This is a genomic window from Ruegeria sp. AP11 (assembly GCF_056535865.1).
In genome coordinates this window covers 2,408,880-2,429,081 of the sequence record NZ_JBQFJB010000001.1, presented here as the reverse complement: position 1 = coordinate 2,429,081, position 20,202 = coordinate 2,408,880, and the positions used below count along the sequence as shown (strand labels likewise).

At 59.4% G+C, this 20,202-nt stretch carries 25 protein-coding genes; 14 read left to right on the top strand and 11 right to left on the bottom strand.

Annotated features, from left to right (window positions below):
* The first annotated feature begins 86 nt into the window (after positions 1-86).
* Complete coding sequence (locus tag ACR3E4_RS12185) at positions 87-932, top strand: glycosyltransferase family 32 protein (protein ID WP_480530377.1); 846 nt, start codon at positions 87-89, stop codon at positions 930-932.
* A gap of 9 nt (positions 933-941) precedes the next feature.
* On the opposite strand, the gene ACR3E4_RS12180 is transcribed toward ACR3E4_RS12185, so the two are convergent.
* The 3 genes from ACR3E4_RS12180 to ACR3E4_RS12170 all read right to left on the bottom strand — a co-directional run bounded on the left by ACR3E4_RS12180 (position 942) and on the right by ACR3E4_RS12170 (position 2,550).
* Positions 942-1,820, bottom strand: coding sequence for a PhzF family phenazine biosynthesis protein (locus ACR3E4_RS12180; RefSeq protein ID WP_480530597.1), 879 nt, complete (start codon positions 1,818-1,820; stop codon positions 942-944).
* Positions 1,821-1,906: 86 nt separating this feature from the next.
* Complete coding sequence (locus ACR3E4_RS12175) at positions 1,907-2,131, bottom strand: DUF1150 family protein (RefSeq protein ID WP_480530379.1); 225 nt, start codon at positions 2,129-2,131, stop codon at positions 1,907-1,909.
* A gap of 5 nt (positions 2,132-2,136) precedes the next feature.
* Positions 2,137-2,550 carry an Hsp20 family protein gene (locus ACR3E4_RS12170; RefSeq protein ID WP_058275530.1) on the bottom strand — a complete coding sequence of 138 codons (414 nt, stop codon included), beginning with the start codon at positions 2,548-2,550 and terminating at the stop codon, positions 2,137-2,139.
* A gap of 164 nt (positions 2,551-2,714) precedes the next feature.
* Between ACR3E4_RS12170 and ACR3E4_RS12165 the strand changes: the two genes are divergently transcribed.
* From ACR3E4_RS12165 to ACR3E4_RS12150, 4 genes are all read left to right on the top strand, one after another.
* Positions 2,715-2,939 (top strand): YdcH family protein, encoded by a 225-nt coding sequence (locus ACR3E4_RS12165; RefSeq protein ID WP_010441787.1) that lies wholly within the window; start codon positions 2,715-2,717, stop codon positions 2,937-2,939.
* A 76-nt stretch (positions 2,940-3,015) separates the two neighbouring features.
* Positions 3,016-3,501: a 5-(carboxyamino)imidazole ribonucleotide mutase gene (gene purE, locus ACR3E4_RS12160; protein WP_480530381.1), complete on the top strand. Its 486-nt coding sequence runs from the start codon at positions 3,016-3,018 to the stop codon at positions 3,499-3,501.
* Positions 3,498-4,253: an NAD(P)-binding domain-containing protein gene (locus ACR3E4_RS12155; RefSeq protein ID WP_480530383.1), complete on the top strand. Its 756-nt coding sequence runs from the start codon at positions 3,498-3,500 to the stop codon at positions 4,251-4,253. The genes purE and ACR3E4_RS12155 overlap by 4 nt, the downstream gene beginning before the upstream one ends.
* A gap of 2 nt (positions 4,254-4,255) precedes the next feature.
* Entirely contained in the window at positions 4,256-5,323 is a 1,068-nt protein-coding gene (locus ACR3E4_RS12150) for a 5-(carboxyamino)imidazole ribonucleotide synthase (protein ID WP_480530385.1), read from the top strand.
* Positions 5,324-5,381: 58 nt separating this feature from the next.
* Here the strand turns inward: ACR3E4_RS12150 and ACR3E4_RS12145 are convergent, their stop codons facing one another.
* The 6 genes from ACR3E4_RS12145 to ACR3E4_RS12120 all read right to left on the bottom strand — a co-directional run bounded on the left by ACR3E4_RS12145 (position 5,382) and on the right by ACR3E4_RS12120 (position 11,236).
* Positions 5,382-6,533 carry an alpha-D-ribose 1-methylphosphonate 5-triphosphate diphosphatase gene (locus ACR3E4_RS12145; protein ID WP_480530387.1) on the bottom strand — a complete coding sequence of 384 codons (1,152 nt, stop codon included), beginning with the start codon at positions 6,531-6,533 and terminating at the stop codon, positions 5,382-5,384.
* Positions 6,530-7,303: an alpha/beta fold hydrolase gene (locus tag ACR3E4_RS12140; RefSeq protein WP_480530389.1), complete on the bottom strand. Its 774-nt coding sequence runs from the start codon at positions 7,301-7,303 to the stop codon at positions 6,530-6,532. Before ACR3E4_RS12140 ends, ACR3E4_RS12145 begins: the two co-directional genes overlap by 4 nt.
* Before the next feature lie 39 nt (positions 7,304-7,342).
* Positions 7,343-8,185 (bottom strand): DMT family transporter, encoded by an 843-nt coding sequence (locus tag ACR3E4_RS12135; RefSeq protein ID WP_480530391.1) that lies wholly within the window; start codon positions 8,183-8,185, stop codon positions 7,343-7,345.
* Positions 8,186-8,427: 242 nt separating this feature from the next.
* Positions 8,428-10,068 carry a chaperonin GroEL gene (groL, locus tag ACR3E4_RS12130; RefSeq protein ID WP_480530393.1) on the bottom strand — a complete coding sequence of 547 codons (1,641 nt, stop codon included), beginning with the start codon at positions 10,066-10,068 and terminating at the stop codon, positions 8,428-8,430.
* 53 nt (positions 10,069-10,121) lie between these two features.
* A complete protein-coding gene (groES, locus tag ACR3E4_RS12125) occupies positions 10,122-10,409 on the bottom strand; it encodes a co-chaperone GroES (RefSeq protein ID WP_010441779.1) in 288 nt (95 codons plus the stop codon).
* Between the two features lie 152 nt (positions 10,410-10,561).
* The gene (locus ACR3E4_RS12120; RefSeq protein WP_480530395.1) at positions 10,562-11,236 is read right to left on the bottom strand and encodes a DUF2161 domain-containing phosphodiesterase; all 675 of its coding nucleotides are present in this window, start codon (positions 11,234-11,236) and stop codon (positions 10,562-10,564) included.
* Between the two features lie 114 nt (positions 11,237-11,350).
* Here ACR3E4_RS12120 and ACR3E4_RS12115 point away from each other — a divergent pair, with 114 nt between their 5' ends.
* The 7 genes from ACR3E4_RS12115 to ACR3E4_RS12085 all read left to right on the top strand — a co-directional run bounded on the left by ACR3E4_RS12115 (position 11,351) and on the right by ACR3E4_RS12085 (position 17,495).
* Entirely contained in the window at positions 11,351-12,331 is a 981-nt protein-coding gene (locus ACR3E4_RS12115; RefSeq protein WP_480530397.1) for a TraB/GumN family protein, read from the top strand.
* A 98-nt stretch (positions 12,332-12,429) separates the two neighbouring features.
* Positions 12,430-13,350: a manganese-dependent inorganic pyrophosphatase gene (locus ACR3E4_RS12110; protein ID WP_480530399.1), complete on the top strand. Its 921-nt coding sequence runs from the start codon at positions 12,430-12,432 to the stop codon at positions 13,348-13,350.
* Between the two features lie 228 nt (positions 13,351-13,578).
* Positions 13,579-14,454 (top strand): TIGR01459 family HAD-type hydrolase, encoded by an 876-nt coding sequence (locus ACR3E4_RS12105; RefSeq protein WP_480530401.1) that lies wholly within the window; start codon positions 13,579-13,581, stop codon positions 14,452-14,454.
* A gap of 100 nt (positions 14,455-14,554) precedes the next feature.
* On the top strand, positions 14,555-14,998 hold the full coding sequence (locus ACR3E4_RS12100) for a MaoC family dehydratase (RefSeq protein WP_480530403.1): 444 nt from the start codon (positions 14,555-14,557) through the stop codon (positions 14,996-14,998).
* 60 nt (positions 14,999-15,058) lie between these two features.
* Positions 15,059-15,991 (top strand): bifunctional riboflavin kinase/FAD synthetase, encoded by a 933-nt coding sequence (locus tag ACR3E4_RS12095; protein ID WP_480530405.1) that lies wholly within the window; start codon positions 15,059-15,061, stop codon positions 15,989-15,991.
* On the top strand, positions 15,988-16,461 hold the full coding sequence (locus tag ACR3E4_RS12090) for a YcgN family cysteine cluster protein (protein ID WP_480530407.1): 474 nt from the start codon (positions 15,988-15,990) through the stop codon (positions 16,459-16,461). The genes ACR3E4_RS12095 and ACR3E4_RS12090 overlap by 4 nt, the downstream gene beginning before the upstream one ends.
* Positions 16,461-17,495, top strand: coding sequence for a threonine aldolase family protein (locus tag ACR3E4_RS12085; RefSeq protein ID WP_480530409.1), 1,035 nt, complete (start codon positions 16,461-16,463; stop codon positions 17,493-17,495). The genes ACR3E4_RS12090 and ACR3E4_RS12085 overlap by 1 nt, the downstream gene beginning before the upstream one ends.
* Before the next feature lie 83 nt (positions 17,496-17,578).
* Here the strand turns inward: ACR3E4_RS12085 and ACR3E4_RS12080 are convergent, their stop codons facing one another.
* Positions 17,579-18,181, bottom strand: a complete 603-nt coding sequence (locus ACR3E4_RS12080) for a DsbA family protein (RefSeq protein ID WP_480530411.1) — start codon at positions 18,179-18,181, stop codon at positions 17,579-17,581.
* A gap of 108 nt (positions 18,182-18,289) precedes the next feature.
* Here ACR3E4_RS12080 and ACR3E4_RS12075 point away from each other — a divergent pair, with 108 nt between their 5' ends.
* Both ACR3E4_RS12075 and rpiB read left to right on the top strand, forming a co-directional pair.
* Positions 18,290-19,309 carry a ribose-phosphate pyrophosphokinase gene (locus tag ACR3E4_RS12075; RefSeq protein WP_480530413.1) on the top strand — a complete coding sequence of 340 codons (1,020 nt, stop codon included), beginning with the start codon at positions 18,290-18,292 and terminating at the stop codon, positions 19,307-19,309.
* 21 nt (positions 19,310-19,330) lie between these two features.
* Positions 19,331-19,780 carry a ribose 5-phosphate isomerase B gene (gene rpiB / locus ACR3E4_RS12070; RefSeq protein WP_480530415.1) on the top strand — a complete coding sequence of 150 codons (450 nt, stop codon included), beginning with the start codon at positions 19,331-19,333 and terminating at the stop codon, positions 19,778-19,780.
* Between the two features lie 18 nt (positions 19,781-19,798).
* On the opposite strand, the gene ACR3E4_RS12065 is transcribed toward rpiB, so the two are convergent.
* Positions 19,799-20,149: an H-type lectin domain-containing protein gene (locus ACR3E4_RS12065; RefSeq protein WP_480530417.1), complete on the bottom strand. Its 351-nt coding sequence runs from the start codon at positions 20,147-20,149 to the stop codon at positions 19,799-19,801.
* Positions 20,150-20,202 lie beyond the last annotated feature (53 nt).

Below are 20,202 nucleotides of genomic sequence, written 5' to 3'. Positions count from 1 at the left end.
TTCATTTCCGACAGCCAGGTGCATTGCTGCAACCCGCTGATTACGGCTATAGATTGCGTCACGGTCTAGTCGGGTTTGGTCAGAACATGCGGCAGTCTTTGCCTACAATTGCGGGGTTCTGGTACGGATCGGACTTGTCCTGGCTTGAGGTGCTGTGCATCCGTTCCTTTCTCGACAACGGGCATACATTCGTTCTCTATACCACCGAGCCGGTGGAGGGTGTTCCCGAGGGGGTCGATATCCGCCACGCCTCAGACATCCTCTGGTCGCCGCCCTTCGATTTGCGGGAAAACACCCGGCTGAGGGTCGCCGTTTTCTCGGACATATTTCGCCTGCGAATGCTGCAGAAAACCAGCTTCATCTGGGTCGATCTGGACGCCTATTGCGTCAAACCCTTTGATTTCAAGACCCCCTATGTATTTGCACCAACCGAAGATTCGTACCCCAACGGGGTTCTGCGGCTGCCGCCTGAATCGCAAACATTGCATCAGATGCTGGATTTCGTCACTTCGGCAAACCCCACCCAGCCCTGGCGGGGACCAAGACTGCATCGGATCAATCAGGCGCGCATTCAAAACGGGGAAAGCTGGGGGATCGAGGCGCTGTCATGGGGCTGTTCAGGCCCCCGCGCGCTGAGCCATTTCCTCCGGAAAACCGGCGAAGACCAACACAGCCTGCCTTCCGAGGCCCTCTATCCGCTTGCGGTCGACGAGCTGTGGAAGCTGCATGATCCAAGGGTCCGATTGGACGAGATCGAGCGGGACGGCGTTCATTCCGTTCACATCTACGGCCATCAGAAAAAATGGCTGGCCATGCAAAGGGCCGGGCTGCCGCTGCCGGGTTCCTACCTGCACCGGCTTTGCCAAAGGCATGGGATTGACCCTGCCGATTATCCGATGAGGCAGCTGGATTGGATGAAGCCAAAGCCGTGACCCGGCAGCTTAACCCGGCAAATCCACCTGACCACGCATCAGAACATAGCCCTGCCCGGCGACCCTGATCCGGGTCATCGCATCTGCAGGCCCCACACGTGTCACTCGTGCCTGCCCGGGGCGGCCCATGTCGTGACCCTGTTCGGCAATAAATGTCTCTTTGCTCATCAGGCCATGTTTCCACAGATAGGCCGCCATCGCACCCGTTGCCGATCCGGTGAACGGGTCCTCGGGCGGGCTGGGCGGAGCCATCAGCAAGCGTGAGAACGTATCGCCCGTCGCCGTTGCCCCCTCAAGCGTGACAAGAAACGGTTCCGCCATGTCGTTGCCCGAAAAACCGGCCTTTTCGGCAATCTTGCCCAGCACCGTCAGGTCCAGTTTCGCCGCACGTAACGCCGTGTGGTCGCGCAGGACCGTGATGCAAAAGGGCAGCCCGGTTGAAACAAATTGCGGTGGTGAGATGATCGCCTCTTCAGGCAGGCTTATGGCGGCGGCGACCAGATCGATTGGAACATAATCGCCAAACTGCGGGGCGACCTGTGTCATCTCAATCTCATCGCCGCTCAGCTTGATCGACACCACCCCTGCCCCGGTTTCCAGCGTCAGCGCATCGCCCTGAAACAGATCACGCGACCGCATCGCGGCGACGGTGGCAATGGTTGGGTGCCCGGCAAAGGGGATTTCGCGGCTGGCAAGGAAATAGCGCACCTTGACGTCTGCCACATCGGACGGGCCAGTGAAGGTGCATTCCACCAACGAGGTCTCGCGCACATAGGCCATGCAGACATCATCCGACAGCTCCGCCCCGCCATGCACGACCGCACATCCGTTGCCACCAAACGCGCGGTCGGTGAAGGCGTCCACCCAGTCAAAATCATACCAGCCCATCATGCACACTCCTGCTTTGCCGTCTGCGGCACGATTACTGCAGAGACAGCAAATGTCACGTCATTTTGGCTGATTGTTGTGGCGTATCAGTGCACGGCCACCGGGGACAGGTCGTGTTCACGCGCCAGCACAAAGGCCAGCTTGCGGTCGGCGACCAGCGCCAGTTGCTGCCCGTCGGAATCGTGGACTGCATAAAGCTGATCCAGATCGCCCGCCTGTTCGCGCAGATCGCGCGGCAGGTCGGCCACTTCGACCGTTTTTACATAAACGATCCGATCCCCTTCGGTGTTGATCTCAATCGGCGTATTCATTGCTCTTACCCCTTCCTAATGTTGATCGTTTGCACCACGGTTTCGGGCACGGCACGGGTCAGGTCCACATGCAGCAGACCGTTTTCCATGATCGCCTCGCCCACCTCGACGCCATCGGCCAGCACAAACATGCGCTGGAACTGACGCGCCGCGATGCCGCGGTGCAGGAATATGCGCCCCTCGCTGTCGTCGCGTTGACGGCCCCGGATCACCAGCTGGCGATCCTCGATGGTAATCGACAGGTCCTCTTCCGCGAACCCGGCCACGGCCAGGGTGATGCGATAGGAAAAATCCGAGGTCTGTTCGATGTTATAGGGCGGGTACCCTTCGTTTCCGGCCTTTGCAGACCGTTCCAGAAGGCGTTCCAACTGCTCGAACCCCAAAAGATGCGGGTATGAGCCTAAGGTAAGTTTCGACACGTAGTTTCGTCCTTCATTGTCAAAGCGACGTATTCTGCGGCCCCGTTCTGGCAACCGCGTGTTATAGAATATGGGAAGATACAGGGATGTCCACAAGGTCTGGCCGGATAAACCCTGACACACTATCTTGTGTCAAAAGCACCACTTGAAACACTGAGTCGCCCATGAACGCGCCCACCGATCTTTCGATGAAAACCGATGAAGTCCTGCGGGTAGAGTTAGAGGTTTTTCGCCGCCAGCACCGCGATCTGGACGAGGCGATCGAGGCGTTGCAGGCCAAGGGCACCTCGGATCAGTTGACGATCAAACGGCTGAAAAAGCAGAAACTGCGCCTCAAAGACATCATCCGCCTGATCGAAGACCGCCTGACCCCCGATATCATCGCCTGAGGCGTGTGTACCGCATTGCCACATAAGCGGATTTGGCTATAGTGCGCGCTCTTTCCGAAGGCAGGGGCGTAAGCGGATGAGCGATGTGAAAGTGGGGATCATCATGGGCAGCCAGTCAGACTGGCCTACGATGAAAGAGGCCGCCGATATTCTGGATGAACTGGGTATCGCCTATGAGGCGCGCATCGTCTCGGCCCACCGTACGCCGGACCGCTTGTGGGACTACGGCAAGACTGCTGTATCACGGGGTCTGCAGGTGATCATCGCAGGCGCGGGTGGCGCTGCGCATTTGCCCGGCATGATGGCCTCGAAAACCCGCGTGCCGGTGATTGGTGTTCCGGTGCAGACACGCGCCCTTTCGGGTGTGGATTCGCTTTATTCCATCGTGCAGATGCCCAAGGGCTTTCCCGTCGCGACGATGGCCATCGGTTCGGCCGGCGGGGCCAATGCGGGGCTGATGGCGGCGGGCATTCTGGCGCTACAGGATTCGGCCCTGGCGGATCGGCTGGATGCCTGGCGCGACGCGCTGTCCGCCTCGATCCCGGAAGAGCCTGAAGGATGAGCCGCATCGGCATCATCGGTACGGGTCACATAGCGGCACCAATCGCGCGGCTGATGGCCGCGAAAGGGCATGAGCTTCACGTCACCGAGCGCAATGCGCAGGTCTCCTCGGCCCTGAAGGCCGAGCTTGGGGTCGGCGTTCGCACCCCGCAAGAGGTGATTGACGCGTCCGACATCGTGTTCCTCTGCCTGCGTCCGCAGATTGCGGCAGACGTTCTGGCCCCGCTGAATTTTCGCGCAGATCAGCAGATCGTTTCGGTAATGGCAGCCGTGTCCGAGGTTCAGCTCGCCACGCTCTGCGCACCTGCATCAGATTTCGTGCAAACCATCCCGCTGGGGTTCCTGCAAACTGGCGGATGCCCGTTGGCAGCTTATGGCAACGACCGCTTACTGGCTGATCTGTTCGCGCCTGAAAACCCCGTTGTGAAAGTCGCTGACGAGGCAGCGCTGAACGCTCATTTCGCCATTTGCGCCATGGTGCCGGGACTTCTGGACCTGTTGGCAACCGGGGCAGATTGGCTGGCCGATCAGACCGGTGACAAGGACGGGGCTGAATTCTACACCACGCAGCTCATGTCGGGCTTTCTTGCAACCATGCACAAAGGGCAAGCGGGCCAGTTGGCGACCGAGCGTGACGCCCTTGCGACTGACGGCACGCTGAGCCTTCAGATGACAGACACCTTGCAGTCCGAGGGGGCGCATGATGCATTGCGCGCTGCTCTGACCGCGATTGGCAAACGATTGGAGACGTGACGATGGCAGATATGCTCACCCCCGGTGCAACGATCGGGATTTTGGGCGGTGGCCAACTGGGCCGCATGCTGTCGGTCGCAGCAGCGCGGCTGGGGTTCAAGACCCATATCTTCGAGCCCGGCGCCAACCCGCCCGCCGGTCAGGTGGCGGACCGCGTTACCACCGCTGCCTATGACGATGAAGACGCGCTGAAGGCCTTTGCCGATTCAGTGGGCGTGATCACCTATGAGTTCGAAAACATCCCGACCGAAGCGCTGGATCTGCTGGAGGCACACCGCCCAATCCGCCCCGGTCGTGAGGCGCTGCGGGTCAGTCAGGACCGGCTGACTGAAAAGACGTTTCTGCAAGGGCTGGGGTTGAAAACTGCACCCTTCGCCGACATTACCGATCTGAACAGTCTGCGCGGCGCGATTGATGAGATCGGCACCCCCGCCATCCTGAAAACCCGTCGCTTTGGCTATGACGGCAAGGGGCAGGCCCGGCTGCGCGCGCCCGAAGGCGCCGAGACGGCCTTGGCCGACATGGCCGGTGCGCCGTCCATACTGGAAGGGTTCGTCGATTTCAGTCATGAGGTCTCGGTCATCGCGGCGCGTGGTCTGGACGGTCAGGTTGCCTGCTTCGATCCGGGTGAGAATGTCCATCGCGACGGCATCCTGCACACAACCACGGTTCCGGCGCGCCTGTCTCCGGCCCAGCGGACGGATGCAGTCTTGCTGGCGGCCAATATTCTGAATGCGCTGGATTATGTGGGCGTAATGGGGGTTGAGCTGTTCGTGACGCCGCAAGGTCTGATCGTCAACGAAATCGCCCCGCGGGTGCATAACTCGGGCCACTGGACGCAAAACGGCTGTGCCGTGGATCAGTTCGAGCAACATATTCGCGCTGTCGCGGGCTGGCCTCTGGGCGATGGCCAGCGCCATTCTGACGTGGTGATGGAGAACCTGATCGGACACGATATGGACCGCGTGCCCGATCTGGCACGTGAGCGCGATGTGGCGCTGCATCTTTATGGCAAGGCCGAGGTTAAGGCGGGCCGGAAGATGGGTCATTTCAACCGGGTGATGCGCTGAGGGTAATCGCGCATTCTGCGCGATGCCTCCGGCAGAGGTATTTTTGCGCTGGGGTCGCTTAGCCGATGAAGCGAACGGCGATATCGCCGGACATATGGCTGACGCGCCCGTTCGTCATGGTGGCAGCGACGCGATGGGTTTCTGCATCCAGAATGACCAGATCGGCGCGTTTTCCGGACTCCAGCGTGCCTCGATCCGTTAATCCCATCACCCGCGCCGGGCCGGACGATACCAGCCCCCAAGCGCTCTCAATATCCAGCAGGCCGGAATTGGCCAGCATCAGCGCGGCACGGCGCGGGCTGGGGTAGTGGTAATCCGAGGCCAGCGCATCGCACAGCCCCATGGCAATCAGATCCAACGCGCTGGCATTGCCTTTATGGGACCCTCCGCGCACGACATTGGGTGACCCCAGTATGATATGGTCACCGCCCGCATGAGCCGTCTCGGCGGCTTCGAGCGTTTCCGGGAACTCGGCAATACCAACTCCGCGTGCGCGCCAACCAAGGCGGTCTTGCGTTGTGGCATCGTCATGGCTGCCCATGCGAATACCACGTTCAGAAAGAGTGGCGCATATGCTGTCCAGCGCAGCAGGCACTTCCGGCCCGCGCCTGTGCATGGATTGCAGCATTTCCAGATGTATCTCGGGGCTGCGCCCCGCTTTCAACGCCTGCCCCGTCAAGCGCGGCGGAGTGCGCCCCTGCGCCAGCCGATCATGCGGGAGGTGGTCATTGAAGACCACGTAAGGAACGCGCCATTCCGCGATCCGAGCGGGCAGATTTTCATAATCATCCAGCATGTGTGTTTCGAACCGAAGCTGAGGGATCAGTTCGGTAACGGCATTCCCGTTCACCGACGCGATTGCCGCAAAGACCTGCGCTGCAAATTCAGGTCCACGCACCCCGCCTTCCCAGCTGTAAAACTGCGCCATCACGGCGGTTGTTATCCCGTTGGCTGCAAGCTCTGCCTCGGCCGCAAGGATGCCTTCGTTCATCTGCTTCATCGCACCGCGCCGCGGGGCAATATGCCGTTCGAATCCGTCACCGTGCAGATCGATGATACCCGGCAACACAATATATCCAGACAGGTCGATCCGCCGCCCAGCCCCGCCACCTTGTACAACGCCATCTGCAATCGCCAGATCAGCACGTGACAATCCTGCGCCCGGCAACAAAACCTCTGCCCCGGTGAACGTCAGTTCCAGTGAATTCATCGGGTGGTCTCCGAGTCGGGTTCCAAGCAATCCTGCCCGATACAGATCTGATCAATGATGTCCTCGACCCCGTCGAGCCACGTGATCTCGGGGTCGAATTGTCCGAATTCGATAAAGTGGAGGGTCTGCGCCATGACCTGCGGGTTGTTCATCATGAAAGTATGGGTCACCGGCAAAACGATATGATCGGCCATGCCCTCAACCTTTGTGGTCTCGACCGAAACCTTGCCGTCGTCCCGGCCGTCAATCAGGGACGAAAACACCGGGTTCAGCGAGTTTTCACCGGCAATTACCCCAAGATCGAAATTCACCGGTGGCAGGCGGCGCGGAATCCCTTCAGGGCCGGTTCCCAGGGCCAGCCCGGCCGGGCCATTCAACAGCCCGAAAACTTCCCAGGCCCCAAGCTCATCCACCAGCTGACTGCCCTGATTGGGCGGCCCGAGCATCACCACGCGGCCAAGATTTTCCGGCGTGTGATCCTGAAGCCAATAGCGCAACAGGATACCACCCATCGAATGCGCCACCACGTTCACCGTGTCATCCCCACAGGCCGCAAAAGCATCCGGCAGGGTTTGCTTGGCAAGTTCGGGAATAGGCAGGTCCGTCGACGGGTACCCGGGCCTGACCACAGTATAGTCATGAGCCTTGAACAGCTGCTCCATCACCGTGAATGACGCCTCGGTGCGCGCCAGACCGTGCAGCAGCACAACGCATTTGGCCTGCACAATGGCGGGTACGAGGCATAGCAGGAGGGCAATCAGAAACTTCATGACCCGCCAGATAAGCGCTATCGCGGGTTGAGGGAACCCCTAGCCCCGGTTCAGGCGCACCACGGCCAGCGCAATACCGCCCAGAACAAGGCCCGCACCCAGCACCAAGCGCAAGCTGGCCACTTCGCCCAACAACGCTACACCTGCAGCGATGGCGATAATGGGAACGCTCAGTTGCACGATGGCGGCCACCGCGGGGGCCAGCTGCGGTAAAACGCGGTACCACAGCGCGTAGCCCATGCCAGAGGTCACGCCACCGGACAGCGCAGCAAGACCATAGCCCACCGTCGTCATGTGCCACCCACCTCCCAAAACAAGCAGAGACACCCCGGTGATCGGCAGCGCCACCACGAAATTGGCTGCCGTTCCGGACAAAGCATCCGGTTCGGATCGCCCGATGATCGTATAAATCGCCCAGCCGATTCCAGCAGCGGCCATCAGGCCAGCGCCCAAAGGGTCGACCCGTACGGCACCAGCGGGCCAAAGCACATAGGCCAACCCACCCAGCGCAATGACCGCCCCCAAAACCTGCCGGTTTGTGGGTGCCGCACCGGAAACGGTTCCGATCGTGAACATGGTGATCTGAACCACGCCGAACAGGATCAGCGCCCCCAACCCTGCATCAAGCGTCAAATACGCGACAGAAAACCCGATCATATACAGCGACAGCGACCCCGCCCCAGCCAATCGCCGACGACTAAGGATCGGGATCGAGCCGCCTTTGAGCCACACCAATGCAGCCAACACCGCGGCACCAGACAACACCCGAACCACAGCGAACCCTGCGGGATCAACGGCACCGCTATCGACCGCCAGCCGGTTCAGGATCGAATTCGCCGCAAAGGCACACATGGTCAAGGCAGTTAGCAGAAACAGTCGCATATCAACGGCATAACGATTTCCCGGCCACTTGCACACTCACTTTCCCGCTGGGATCAGCCGCCCCTTCATCTTTTCCAAAATACTCCCGCCAGAGGCATGGCCGTGCAGCGGGCATTCGAACGAAAACGGGGCCACCCGAAGGCGACCCCGTTCTTTTCAGTGCGGCCCCTCTCGGCAACTTGGCTATATTGGCCAAGCGCCTGTCGGGATCGTCAGAATTCGCTAAAGCAAATTCGACGTGCTTACATCATGCCGCCCATGCCGCCCATGTCGGGCATGCCGCCTGCGGCGGGTGCATCTTTCTGCGGCTTGTCGGCAACCATCGCTTCGGTGGTGACCAGCAGACCAGCAACCGATGCCGCGTCTTCCAGAGCCGTACGGACAACTTTGGCCGGGTCGATGACGCCGAACGAGAACATGTCGCCATATTCTTCGGTCTGTGCGTTGAAGCCGAATGCTGCGTCAGCGGATTCACGGACTTTGCCCGCAACAACCGCACCGTCAACACCTGCGTTCTCAGCGATCTGGCGCAGCGGCGCTTCGATTGCCTTGCGAACGATGTTGATACCGGCGTTCTGGTCAGCGTTTGCACCTTCCAGAGTTTCCAGTGCTTTACCGGCCTGAACCAGCGCAACACCACCGCCAACAACAACGCCTTCCTGAACGGCAGCGCGCGTTGCATTCAGAGCATCGTCCACACGGTCCTTACGCTCTTTCACTTCAACTTCGGTCATGCCGCCGACGCGGATAACAGCAACACCGCCTGCCAGTTTGGCAACACGCTCTTGCAGCTTCTCACGGTCGTAGTCCGACGAGGTTTCTTCGATCTGAGTGCGGATCTGAGCAACACGTGCTTCGATCTCGGCTTTCTCGCCTGCACCGTCAACGATGGTGGTTTCGTCTTTGGTGATCTCGATCTTCTTGGCGGTACCCAGCATGTCCATGGTGACGGATTCGAGCTTCATGCCCAGATCTTCCGAGATCACCTGGCCGCCGGTCAGGATCGCGATGTCCTGCAGCATGGCTTTGCGGCGATCGCCGAAGCCCGGTGCTTTGACAGCAGCAATTTTCAGGCCGCCGCGCAGTTTGTTGACAACCAGAGTTGCCAGCGCTTCGCCTTCAACGTCTTCCGCGATGATCAGCAGCGGCTTTTGCGACTGGATCACCTGCTCGAGCAGCGGAACCATCGGCTGCAGCGAGGACAGTTTCTTTTCGTGCAGAAGGATCATGCAGTCGTCGAGTTCTGCGATCATCTTGTCTGCGTTGGTGACGAAGTAAGGCGACAGGTAGCCACGGTCGAACTGCATACCTTCGACAACATCGGTCTCGGTTTCCAGACCTTTGTTTTCTTCGACGGTGATAACGCCTTCGTTGCCAACCTTCTGCATCGCGTCTGCGATCTGCTGGCCGATTTCGGCTTCGCCGTTGGCCGAGATGGTGCCGACCTGAGCAACTTCTGCCGAGTCTTTGACTTCGCGCGAAGCCGACTTGATGCCTTCAACAACCTTGGCGGTTGCCAGGTCGATGCCGCGCTTCAGGTCCATCGGGTTCAGGCCAGCAGCAACCTGCTTCAGACCTTCGCGAACGATGGCCTGGGCCAGAACGGTTGCGGTGGTGGTGCCGTCGCCGGCTTCGTCATTGGTGCGGCTGGCGACTTCTTTCACCATCTGCGCGCCCATGTTTTCGAACTTGTCTTCCAGTTCGATTTCCTTGGCAACCGATACACCGTCTTTGGTGATGCGCGGTGCGCCGAAGGATTTGTCCAGAACCACGTTGCGGCCTTTGGGGCCCAGGGTCACTTTCACAGCATCGGCCAGGATGTTCACACCTGCCAGCATGCGGTTACGGGCATCGGTGTCGAACTTGACGTCCTTTGCAGCCATGTCGTTTCTCCTTGAGAAAATGTATTGGAATGAAGATCAGAGAAAGCAGGCGCTTACTCGATGATCCCCATGATGTCGCTTTCTTTCATCATCAGCAGCTCTTCGCCGTTGACCTGAACCTCGGTGCCCGACCATTTGCCGAACAGGATCTTGTCGCCAGCTTTTACAGCCATCGCGATCAGCTCGCCGCTGTCCTTGCGCGCGCCTTCGCCGGTTGCGACGACTTCGCCTTCGCTGGGCTTTTCTTTTGCGCTGTCGGGAATGATCAGGCCGCCTGCGGTTTTCTCTTCGCTTTCTACGCGACGGACCAGCACACGGTCATGAAGCGGTTTCAATGCCATCTTTGCAGCTCCTTGGGCTCAAAGTTTGTTTATCCTTCCCCCGCCCTGTGACGAGGCATTAGCACTCGGGTCACCCGAGTGATAACGACGCATAGCTAGGGAGTTCAAAACCCCGAGTCAACAAGCTGTGATGGATTTTTTAACTCGCACACTCAATCGGGCTGATCCCAGCTATAGGCCCAGTGTTTCAAACCCTCTTGCCCGGCCTTGGACAGGCAATAGACGCCTTTCTCGACCTTGCCAAACCAGCCATAATGGTTTTCCCGCATCAGACGAGTGGCCGAGGGCACTCCGGTTGCCTTCGCGACCTCAGCCCCCTTTGTGGCACCGTTCTCCGCCAGATGAGCGGCACATTTAAGCGCATCCTGACGATAGGCCGTGACGATCCCATGTCGCGTGGCCCCACCCGCATTCGGATCGCCCTGCAGCCGATCGAATTCGCGCAGCAGACGTGCCACCTTGACCTTGTTCTTGCGCGGCGCGTAGGGGCCCGGGTCACATTGAATTTCAACCGTGCCATCCGCGCGCACGGTGATCAGCCCCAGCCCCAGACGCCGACAAAGCGCAAGATTGTCCTTCAAAGCCCGACGCGCGCTGCGCCCGGTCGGCTTGCAGACCCCCAGATACACCTGATCTGTCAGTTTCAGCCGGGCAACCGCCTGATGGAACAGCGCAAGGCTGAACCGCAGTTTGAGTTCGACGATCACAGGCTCCTCACCATCGCGCACTGCGACGATATCCGCAGCGCCCACCTCTCCTTTCACGGCATAACCCTGCCGTTCCAGCATCGCTTTGATTGGGGGGTAAAGATCCTGCTCGCGCTTCATGCCGCCATGCTATGCAGTTTCGCGCGGATTGCCAGCCGTCACCGTACAAGCGCATTGCGTCTCCTCGGGACACAGGGATAAGTCTTGCGTTGATAGACTTAAGAAAGAGATTCAATGCGCCTGTTCAGCCTCTGCCTTAGCCTCTTGCTGCCAATCACGGCCCACGCGGCCTGTGAAGGGCGCGATCTGAGGCGCGATCTCGCGCCGGAAACCAAAGCCGAACTGGAACAGACCCTCAGCACCATTCCCTTTCCCAATGGCAATCACTGGATCGCCCGCAAAGGCGGCACGGTGCTGCATCTGATCGGCACCTTGCACACCAACGACCCTCGTATGGGGCCAGTTGTTGAACGGCTGACACCGATCCTCAGCACCGCAGATGCGTTTTATTTTGAGGTCACCAAATCCGAAATGGACGCGTTCGAGCGGGATCTGGCCAATGATTTCAGCCCGGTGCTGATTACCTCGGGCCCCACGTTAGTCGATTTGATGCCCGAAGAAGACTGGGCCGCTCTCTCTGCCACCCTGGCCGAACGCGGTATCCCCAGTTGGATGGCCGCCAAGATGCGACCCTGGTTTCTGAGCATGATGCTGGGCGTTCCGCCCTGCCTGATGTCCACGCCGGAGTTTGATCGCGGAATGGACACCCGCCTGACAGAACTGGCCGAGGCGCGCGGCATCCCGCAATACTCGCTGGAGCGGATTGAGGACCTGATTGCCATGTTCGACAGCCACTCGCTGGAAGAACAGGTCGCCTCACTGACCCGGCTGGCTGGTGCGCTGCAGGCCGGAGATGATCAGATGATCACCATGGCCAACGCTTATTTCGAAGAGCAGCACGCATGGGTCATCGAGTTTGCCAAGCTCGAAGGGCTTGAAGCCTCGGGACTGTCGCGCGAAGAATTCGATGCCGAATGGGAAAGCTTCGAAGACCAGCTTTTGGTACAGCGCAACGCCAACTGGATGCAGAAGATTCTGGAGTTGAAAGATCAGACGGCCGTCATTGCCGTCGGGGCTGGTCATTTGAACAATCACTACGGCTTGCTGAACCAGTTACAGGAAGCCGGATATACACTGGAACGTGCGCCGTTTTGATATTTCAGACCAAGGGTCGCAGCAGGCCCGCTTGCGGGTGACAAGCCGGAAACACCACCCTATAAGGCGCGCAAATCCACATTCCTCAGGACGCTGACATGACAATCCAAGTTTTTGGCCACAAATCCCCCGATACCGATTCAACCGGCTCGCCCATCCTGTGGGCCTGGTACTTGAACGAAATCAAAGGCGAAAAGGCCGAGGCTGTGCTGTTGGGGGAACCCAACACCGAAGCCAACTTCATGCTGCAGCGCTGGGACCTACCCAAGCCGCAAATCATCGAGGACGTGGCCGAGGGTGCTCCGGTCGTAATCGTGGACACCAACAACCCGGCCGAACTGCCCGCCAGCATCAACGGCGCCGACATCCGCGCCATTATCGACCACCACAAGCTGGTTGGCGGGCTGGAAACCAAGGGCCCGATCGACATCACCGTGCGCCCGCTGGCCTGTACCGCGACCATCATGATCGACCTGATCGGCGACGATGCCGCCAAAATGCCCGACGCTGTCAAAGGCGCGGCGCTGACCTGCATCCTGTCGGATACGCTCGAATTCCGCTCGCCCACCACCACCCCGCACGACCGCGCCGTGGCCGAGAAACTGGCCGCCGATCTGGGTCTGGACGTCTCGGCCTATGCCGCCGACATGTTCGCGGCGAAATCGGATGTCTCGTCGTTCTCGGACGCGGAACTGATCCGCATGGACAGCAAGGAATACGAGGTCGACGGAACCAAGTTCCGTGTCTCTGTGCTTGAAACCACTGCTCCGGGTGTCGTTCTTGACCGCAAGGACAGCCTCGCAGCCTCGATGGTAGACGTAGCCGGAGAAGACGGTGTCGATCAGGTTCTTCTCTTCGTCGTCGACATCCTGAATGAAGAGGCCACGCTGCTGGTTCCCAACGATCTGGTAAAAGGCGTCGCTGAAAAGAGCTTTGGCGCATCGGTCGACGGAGACTCGGTGGTCCTGCCCGGCATCATGAGCCGGAAAAAGCAGATCATCCCGAACCTCAAGGTTTGATCCATACCCTCAGGGCGCCCCAAGCGGGCGCCTTTCTCTTTGCGAGGCTCTGCCTCGCGCTCCGGGATATTTATAGCCAGATAAAGCAGGGGATCCTAACTTCATCTGGCTCTAAATATCTCGGGGGAGTCGCCCGAAGGGCGGCGGGGGCAGCGCCCCCTCTGGCCATTCAAGGCCAGCTCTGCCATAGGCTTGGGTAACTCGCCATCCCTGTCACATGAGGGGCCCATGACCCAAATCATTTCTTCCCTTGCCGAAATCTCTGACCGCTACAAGGCCCTGTTCGTCGATCTGTGGGGGTGCGTACACAATGGCATCACCGCCTATCCCGAGGCGGTGGCTGCTTTGCAGGCCTATCGGCAGAAGGGTGGTGTTGTGGTGTTGGTCACGAACTCTCCCAAGCCGCGCGCAGGGGTGGGTGAGCAACTGTCGCAGTTCAATGTTCCACGAGACGCCTATGACACGATTGCGACCAGCGGAGACTCGGCCCGCTCGGCGATGTATCGCGGCGCGGTCGGGGAAAAGGTCTATTTCATGGGGGAATGGGACCGGGATGCCGGATTTTTCGAGCCGCTGAAAATTCTGGACCACCCTATTCATATTGAACGGGTCCCTCTGGATGAAGCCGAAGGCATCGTATGCTGCGGCCCATTTGATACGATGGCCGATCCGGCGGTAAATCGGCCCGATTTCCTCTATGCCAAGCAAAAGGGCATGAAATTGCTCTGCGCCAATCCCGATATCGTCGTTGACCGGGGCGAGGTACGTGAATGGTGTGCGGGCGCATTGGCGCAGCTTTATACCGAGATGGGGGGCGAGAGCCTTTATTTCGGAAAACCCCATCCCCCGATCTATGATCTGGCACGCCGCAGGCTGATCGAACTTGGCGTCGACATCGGCGATTCCGAGATTCTGGCCATCGGCGATGGCCCTCAAACCGATATCGCCGGCGGGATGGGTGAAGGCATAGATACGCTGTTCATCACTGGCGGATTGGCCGCGGCAGAGACCAAAACGTCGCACCACCCGGATGAAGATGCCCTAAGATCGCATAACGAAAAAGAAAATATCAGCCCAACCTTCTCGATTGGCCGCTTGCGCTGATCAGAAAAAGCTTGATTTTCTGCAGTTGCGAAGTAATAAAGTTGCCACAGGGCTGCTTTAGATGATCTTTTGTTGCCCAAACGATTCGAACGAGGGCAGCATGTTGGATAACCTTCCGCGCGGAACGATTTGTATCGAAGACATCGAAATGGGCATGACCCGGCACCTGCGCAAAGTGGTGACGGACGAGGATATCGAGATGTTTGCCCAGGTGTCGACGGATCGTAATCCGGTGCATCTGGACGACGACTATGCCCGCGACACGATCTTCGAGGGGCGCATTGCGCACGGCATGCTGACCGCTGGCCTGATCTCGGCCGTGATTGGTGAGCAACTGCCCGGCCATGGCACTGTCTACATGGGGCAATCGCTGAAGTTCCTCGCGCCGGTCCGCCCCGGCGACATGGTCTATGCCGAAGTCAAGGTGACCGACATCGATTTTGCCAAGCGCCGTGTGAAACTGGATTGCCATTGCGCGGTCGATGGCAAAAAGGTTCTGGTGGGTGAGGCGATGGTGCTGGCCCCAAGCCGGAAGTTCGACTGATCCACATCCGACCCCGATCTGCCGCTTGAACCTGCCGGGCAGTCCCGCTAGGCACTCTTCATGCAGATCATACGTGACTTTCAGTTTGTCGAGCCAGACGACCGTGGCGCCAGTGTCGCTATAGGCAACTTTGACGGGGTCCATCTTGGGCACCAGTCCGTCATTGAATTGGCACGCAGTGCTGAACCCGAGGCTCCGCTAGGCGTCATGACGTTCGAACCGCATCCGCGTGAATATTTCGCACCGGACGCCCCACCCTTTCGCCTGATGCGGGGGAACGCGCGCGCGCACCGGCTGCAGAAGCTGGGAGTTCGGAAGCTGTATGAGTTGCCGTTCAACGCGGCCTTGGCGGGGCTGACACCGGAAGAGTTTGCGCGCAATGTGATTTGCGACGGGCTGGCGCTGGCGCATGTGGTCGTTGGCGCCGATTTCTGTTTTGGCAAAGGGCGCAGTGGCACGCCGCAGGACCTGCAGCGGTTCGGCAATGAGATGGGATTTGGCGTCACGATTGCCCCCTTGATGGAGCGGTCAGAGAATGTGGTCTCATCCACCGCGATCCGGACGGCATTGACCGAAGGCCGCCCTCGGGATGCGGCTGCAATGCTTGGTCATTGGCATCGTATCGAAGGCGAAGTGGTCGGAGGTGAACAACGCGGTCGCGAATTGGGCTTTCCAACCGCCAATATGTCGATCGAAGGGCTGCACCCGCCAAGGTTCGGGGTCTATGCGGTGTTGGTCGATGTTCTGGATGGCCCGCATCAGGGCAGCTATCGCGGTGCCGCATCGGTGGGGACGCGTCCCATGTTCCATGGGGAAGTTCCCAATATCGAAACTTTCCTGTTTGATTTTTCAGGCGATCTTTATGGCGCAACCCTCTCGGTCGGATTAGTAGATTATCTGCGCCCCGAGATGACGTTCGATGGCCTTGACGGGCTGATCGCTCAGATGAACGACGATTGCGCCCGCGCCCGAGAGATTCTGGCCGCTCAATGACCAAAGACCCCATCGATCGAAACGGGCTGGCCCCGCGTTTTTGGGAACGCAAACCGCTGCAGAAGATGAACCCGCGCGAGTGGGAAGCGCTGTGCGACGGTTGCGGTAAATGCTGCCTCAACAAGCTTGAGGACGAAGATACGGGTGAAGTCGCCCTGACCTGCGTTGCCTGCCGTCTGCTGGATGACGAATCCTGCCGCTGCACGCAGTATGATATCCGGCATCAGTTTGTACCCGAATGTATCGTGATGCGCCCCGATAACATCGACAGCCACGCCTATTGGTTGCCTCAGACCTGCGCCTATCGGCTGCTGTGGGAGGGCAAACCTCTTTACGGCTGGCACCCGTTGCTGTCTGGTACGCCCGACAGCGTTCATGCCGCAGGCGTTTCCGTGCAGGGACGTACCGTGTCCGAATTCGAAACCCCCTTGGAAGAGTGGGAAGATTACATCATCGAGGAGCCGAGCTGATGCATTTTGCCTCTGACAATTCCGGGCCTGTTCACCCGGAGGTTCTGGCCGCGTTGACCGAGGCCAATCAGGGCTATCAGATGGCCTATGGCGCTGATGTGCTGATGAATGAGGTGCGCGACCGCATCCGGGGTATCTTCGAGGCCCCCGGTGCGGCGGTGTATCTGGTGGCGACGGGAACAGCGGCGAATTCATTGGCTCTGGCCACGCTTTCGCAGCCGTGGCAGACGGTGTTCTGTTCGCCTGTGGCGCATATCCACGAAGACGAATGCAATGCGCCCGAGTTTTACAGCGGCGCCAAGCTGACCCTCGTGCCCGGCGGCGACAAGATGACGCCCGAGGCTTTGCGGCAATCCATCGAAGGTGAAGAAACCCGTGGCGTGCATGGGCCACAGCGCGGGCCAGTTTCGATCACTCAGGTGACCGAGCGCGGGTCGGTCTATTCGCTGGAAGAACTGGATGCGCTGTGTGGTGTCGCCAAGGGCTATGGCCTTCCTGTTCATATGGATGGCGCCCGGTTCACCAATGCTCTGGTCGCGCTGAACTGTTCCCCGGCCGAGATGACATGGAAAGCCGGTGTGGATGCGGTCAGCTTTGGCGGCACCAAGAACGGGTTGATGGGGGTCGAGGCCGTGGTGTTCTTCGACGAAAGCAAAGCCTGGGAATTCGAGCTGCGCCGTAAGCGCGGGGCGCATCTGTTTTCCAAACACCGTTACCTGTCGGCGCAGATGGCCGCTTATCTGCGGGATGATCTGTGGCTGCGCTCGGCGCGTCAGGCGAACGCCAACTGCGCGCGTCTTGCGAATGGGTTGCGGGCGGCTGGGGCTGCGTTTCTGCATGAACCGCAGGCCAACATGATCTTTGCAAGCTTCCCGCGCGGCCTGCATCGCAGATTGCACGATGCGGGGGCAGTGTATCACTTGTGGGGCGATACGCTGGATGGCACCAATGAGGACGAAATGCTGGCGTGCCGCCTTGTATGCGACTGGTCCACCTCGCCGGATCAGATCGACCAGTTTCTGTCATTATTATAGGGGGTTGGGGGACTCTGCCTCCGGCGTAGCAAGCTGCGCCTCCCCCGGGATATTTTGGGCCATATGAAGCAGGCGGGTTTGGTTTAACCCTTTAGCGTTGCGAGATGGCGGTCGAGGTCTTCGAGGCGGTCCTGGCCCCAGAATCTTTGGTCGTCCGGTGTGATGTAGAATGGGGCGCCGAAGACGCCGCGATCCACAGCTTCCTCCAGGTTTGCCGAATAGGTTTCTGCACCGGCCAGTAGGCCGGTATCGGCCAGCTTCGGGTCAAACCCGGCTTGGGATAGGCATTCTCGGATCACGCTGTCTTCGGCGATGTCTTTCTCTTCCGCCCAGCAGGCACGCAGGAAAGAGTGGCAAAGTTGACCCAGATCACCCTGCCCGTCCTGTGCCGCCGCGATGATCGCGTAAGAGGACGGCGCTGCGTTGGTTGGCCAATGCGCCGGTTGCAGGTTGAACTCCATGCCAAGATTGCCGGACTGGCGCAGCAGTTCCTGCGCGCGGTATTCGATGCGCGAGATATGGCGATCCTTGGGCGGGGTGCCCCCGGTTCTGCCAAACAATGCGATGATATCGAGCGGTTTGTAGTTGATCGTTGCGCCATGTTTGGTGGCGACCTCCTCAAGCCGTGTGCCCGCCAGATAGGAATAGGGCGAAATTGTCGCAAAATAGTAGTCAATCTGGGTCATGTGCACTTTCTCCGCTGCGTTATCTAGGCGGGACGGTAAGGCCATGCTAAGCGGTGTCAACATCACGAATCTGTCACATTGCCATTGCTGCCCGGGGAAAATCAGCCGATGCCGACACTGCACGAACCCAAGCTTATCGCTGGGAACGCGAACCTTCCGCTTGCCCAAACCATCGCCCGCCGTATGAGCCTGCATCGCGGTGTCGATCAGGGTCTGGTCGAGGCCCGGGTCGAACGGTTCAATGACGGCGAGATTTTTGTCGAAGTCTTCGAGAATGTGCGCGGCGAGGATATGTTTATCATCCAGCCGACCTCGAACCCGGCCAATGACAATCTGATGGAGCTGTTGATCATTGCAGACGCCCTGCGCCGGTCTTCGGCGCAGCGGATCACTGCGGTAATCCCCTATTTCGGCTATGCCCGCCAGGACCGCCGTACCAAGGCGCGGACGCCGATTTCTGCCAAGCTGGTGGCCAACATGCTGACCGGGGCAGGGATCGAACGTATCCTGACCATGGATCTGCACGCGGCGCAGATTCAGGGCTTCTTTGATATGCCTGTCGACAACCTCTATGCCTCGCCGATCTTTGCACTGGATGTGAAGAAGCAGTTCAAGGATCAGATGGACGATCTGATGGTGGTCTCGCCCGATGTCGGCGGTGTGGCCCGCGCCCGCGAACTGGCCAAGCGCATCAACGCACCGTTGTCGATCGTCGACAAACGCCGCGAAAAGGCCGGAGAAGTCGCCGAGATGACCGTGATCGGCGACGTGAAGGACAAAATCTGTCTGATCGTCGACGACATCTGCGACACCGCCGGTACGCTCTGCAAGGCGGCTCAGGTGTTGATCGACAACGGCGCTAAGGAAGTGCATTCCTACATCACGCATGGCGTCATGAGCGGCCCTGCAGTTGAGCGTGTAACCAATTCAGTCATGAAATCTCTGGTCCTGTCCGATACGATCCAGCCCACGGCCGAAATCGAAAAAGCGCCGAATATCCGGATCGTGCCTACCGCACCGATCTTTACTCAGGCGATCCTGAACATCTGGAACGGGACCAGCGTGTCATCTCTGTTCGAGGACAAGACACTGACGCCGATCTACGAGTCGCTCTACCATATGGACTAAGCGTTACGGAGACCAATTAACGTGACCAAACAAACACGCATCGTACTGTCCAGCGACCATGCCGCGATTGAATTGCGGCAGACCATCGCCAACCGGCTTTCCGGGCTAGGCTGGGAAGTTGTCGATATCGGCCCGACGACACCCGAAAGCACGCACTACCCGCTGCACGGCAAGGCCGCGGCCGAGGCGGTTGCTTCGGGCGATTGCCAGTTGGGTATCATCCTTTGTGGCACAGGACAGGGCATCATGATGGCCGCCAACAAGGTGCCGGGTATCCGTTGTGGCGTATGCTCGGACGCATTCTCGGCCCGGATGATCCGCCAGCACAACAACGCCAACATGCTGTCCATCGGCGCGCGCGTCGTGGGCGAGGGTCAGGCACTGGACATCGTGGATGCGTTTCTGGGGGCCGAGTTTGAAGGCGGCCGCCACGCGACACGGGTCGACATGATCGAGGCGCAGGACGGTTAGATACCGTCCTGATGCCGCTCAGGAAATCGTCCAGTCATCCGCGTGGGCGACCTCACCGATGGCCGTCCAGGCCACGCGGATACGGGCAATGCGGGTATCAGACCAGGTTCGGAACACGGCTGTAAACCCCTCGGGTGTGATGTGCTCGGCACTCACCTCGGCGCGCAGCGCGGATGAGGTATCCACATCCCACAGGGAAATACCCACCTGAACGATGGGGGGCGTGCGGAATGTGTCACTGAACCGAACCTGCGTGCGACGTTCGCGTGGGCCTTCACCGGTCCACATATCGCCGCCGTCGGCGAACTCGGAAAACAGCACCTCTTCGCCCTGATCGATGCCAATGGGGTGGGTTAGAAATTTCTTCATTCTGTCATCATTGTTCTTCAATTTCCGCAGGTTATCCCGGCTTTCCGACAAAA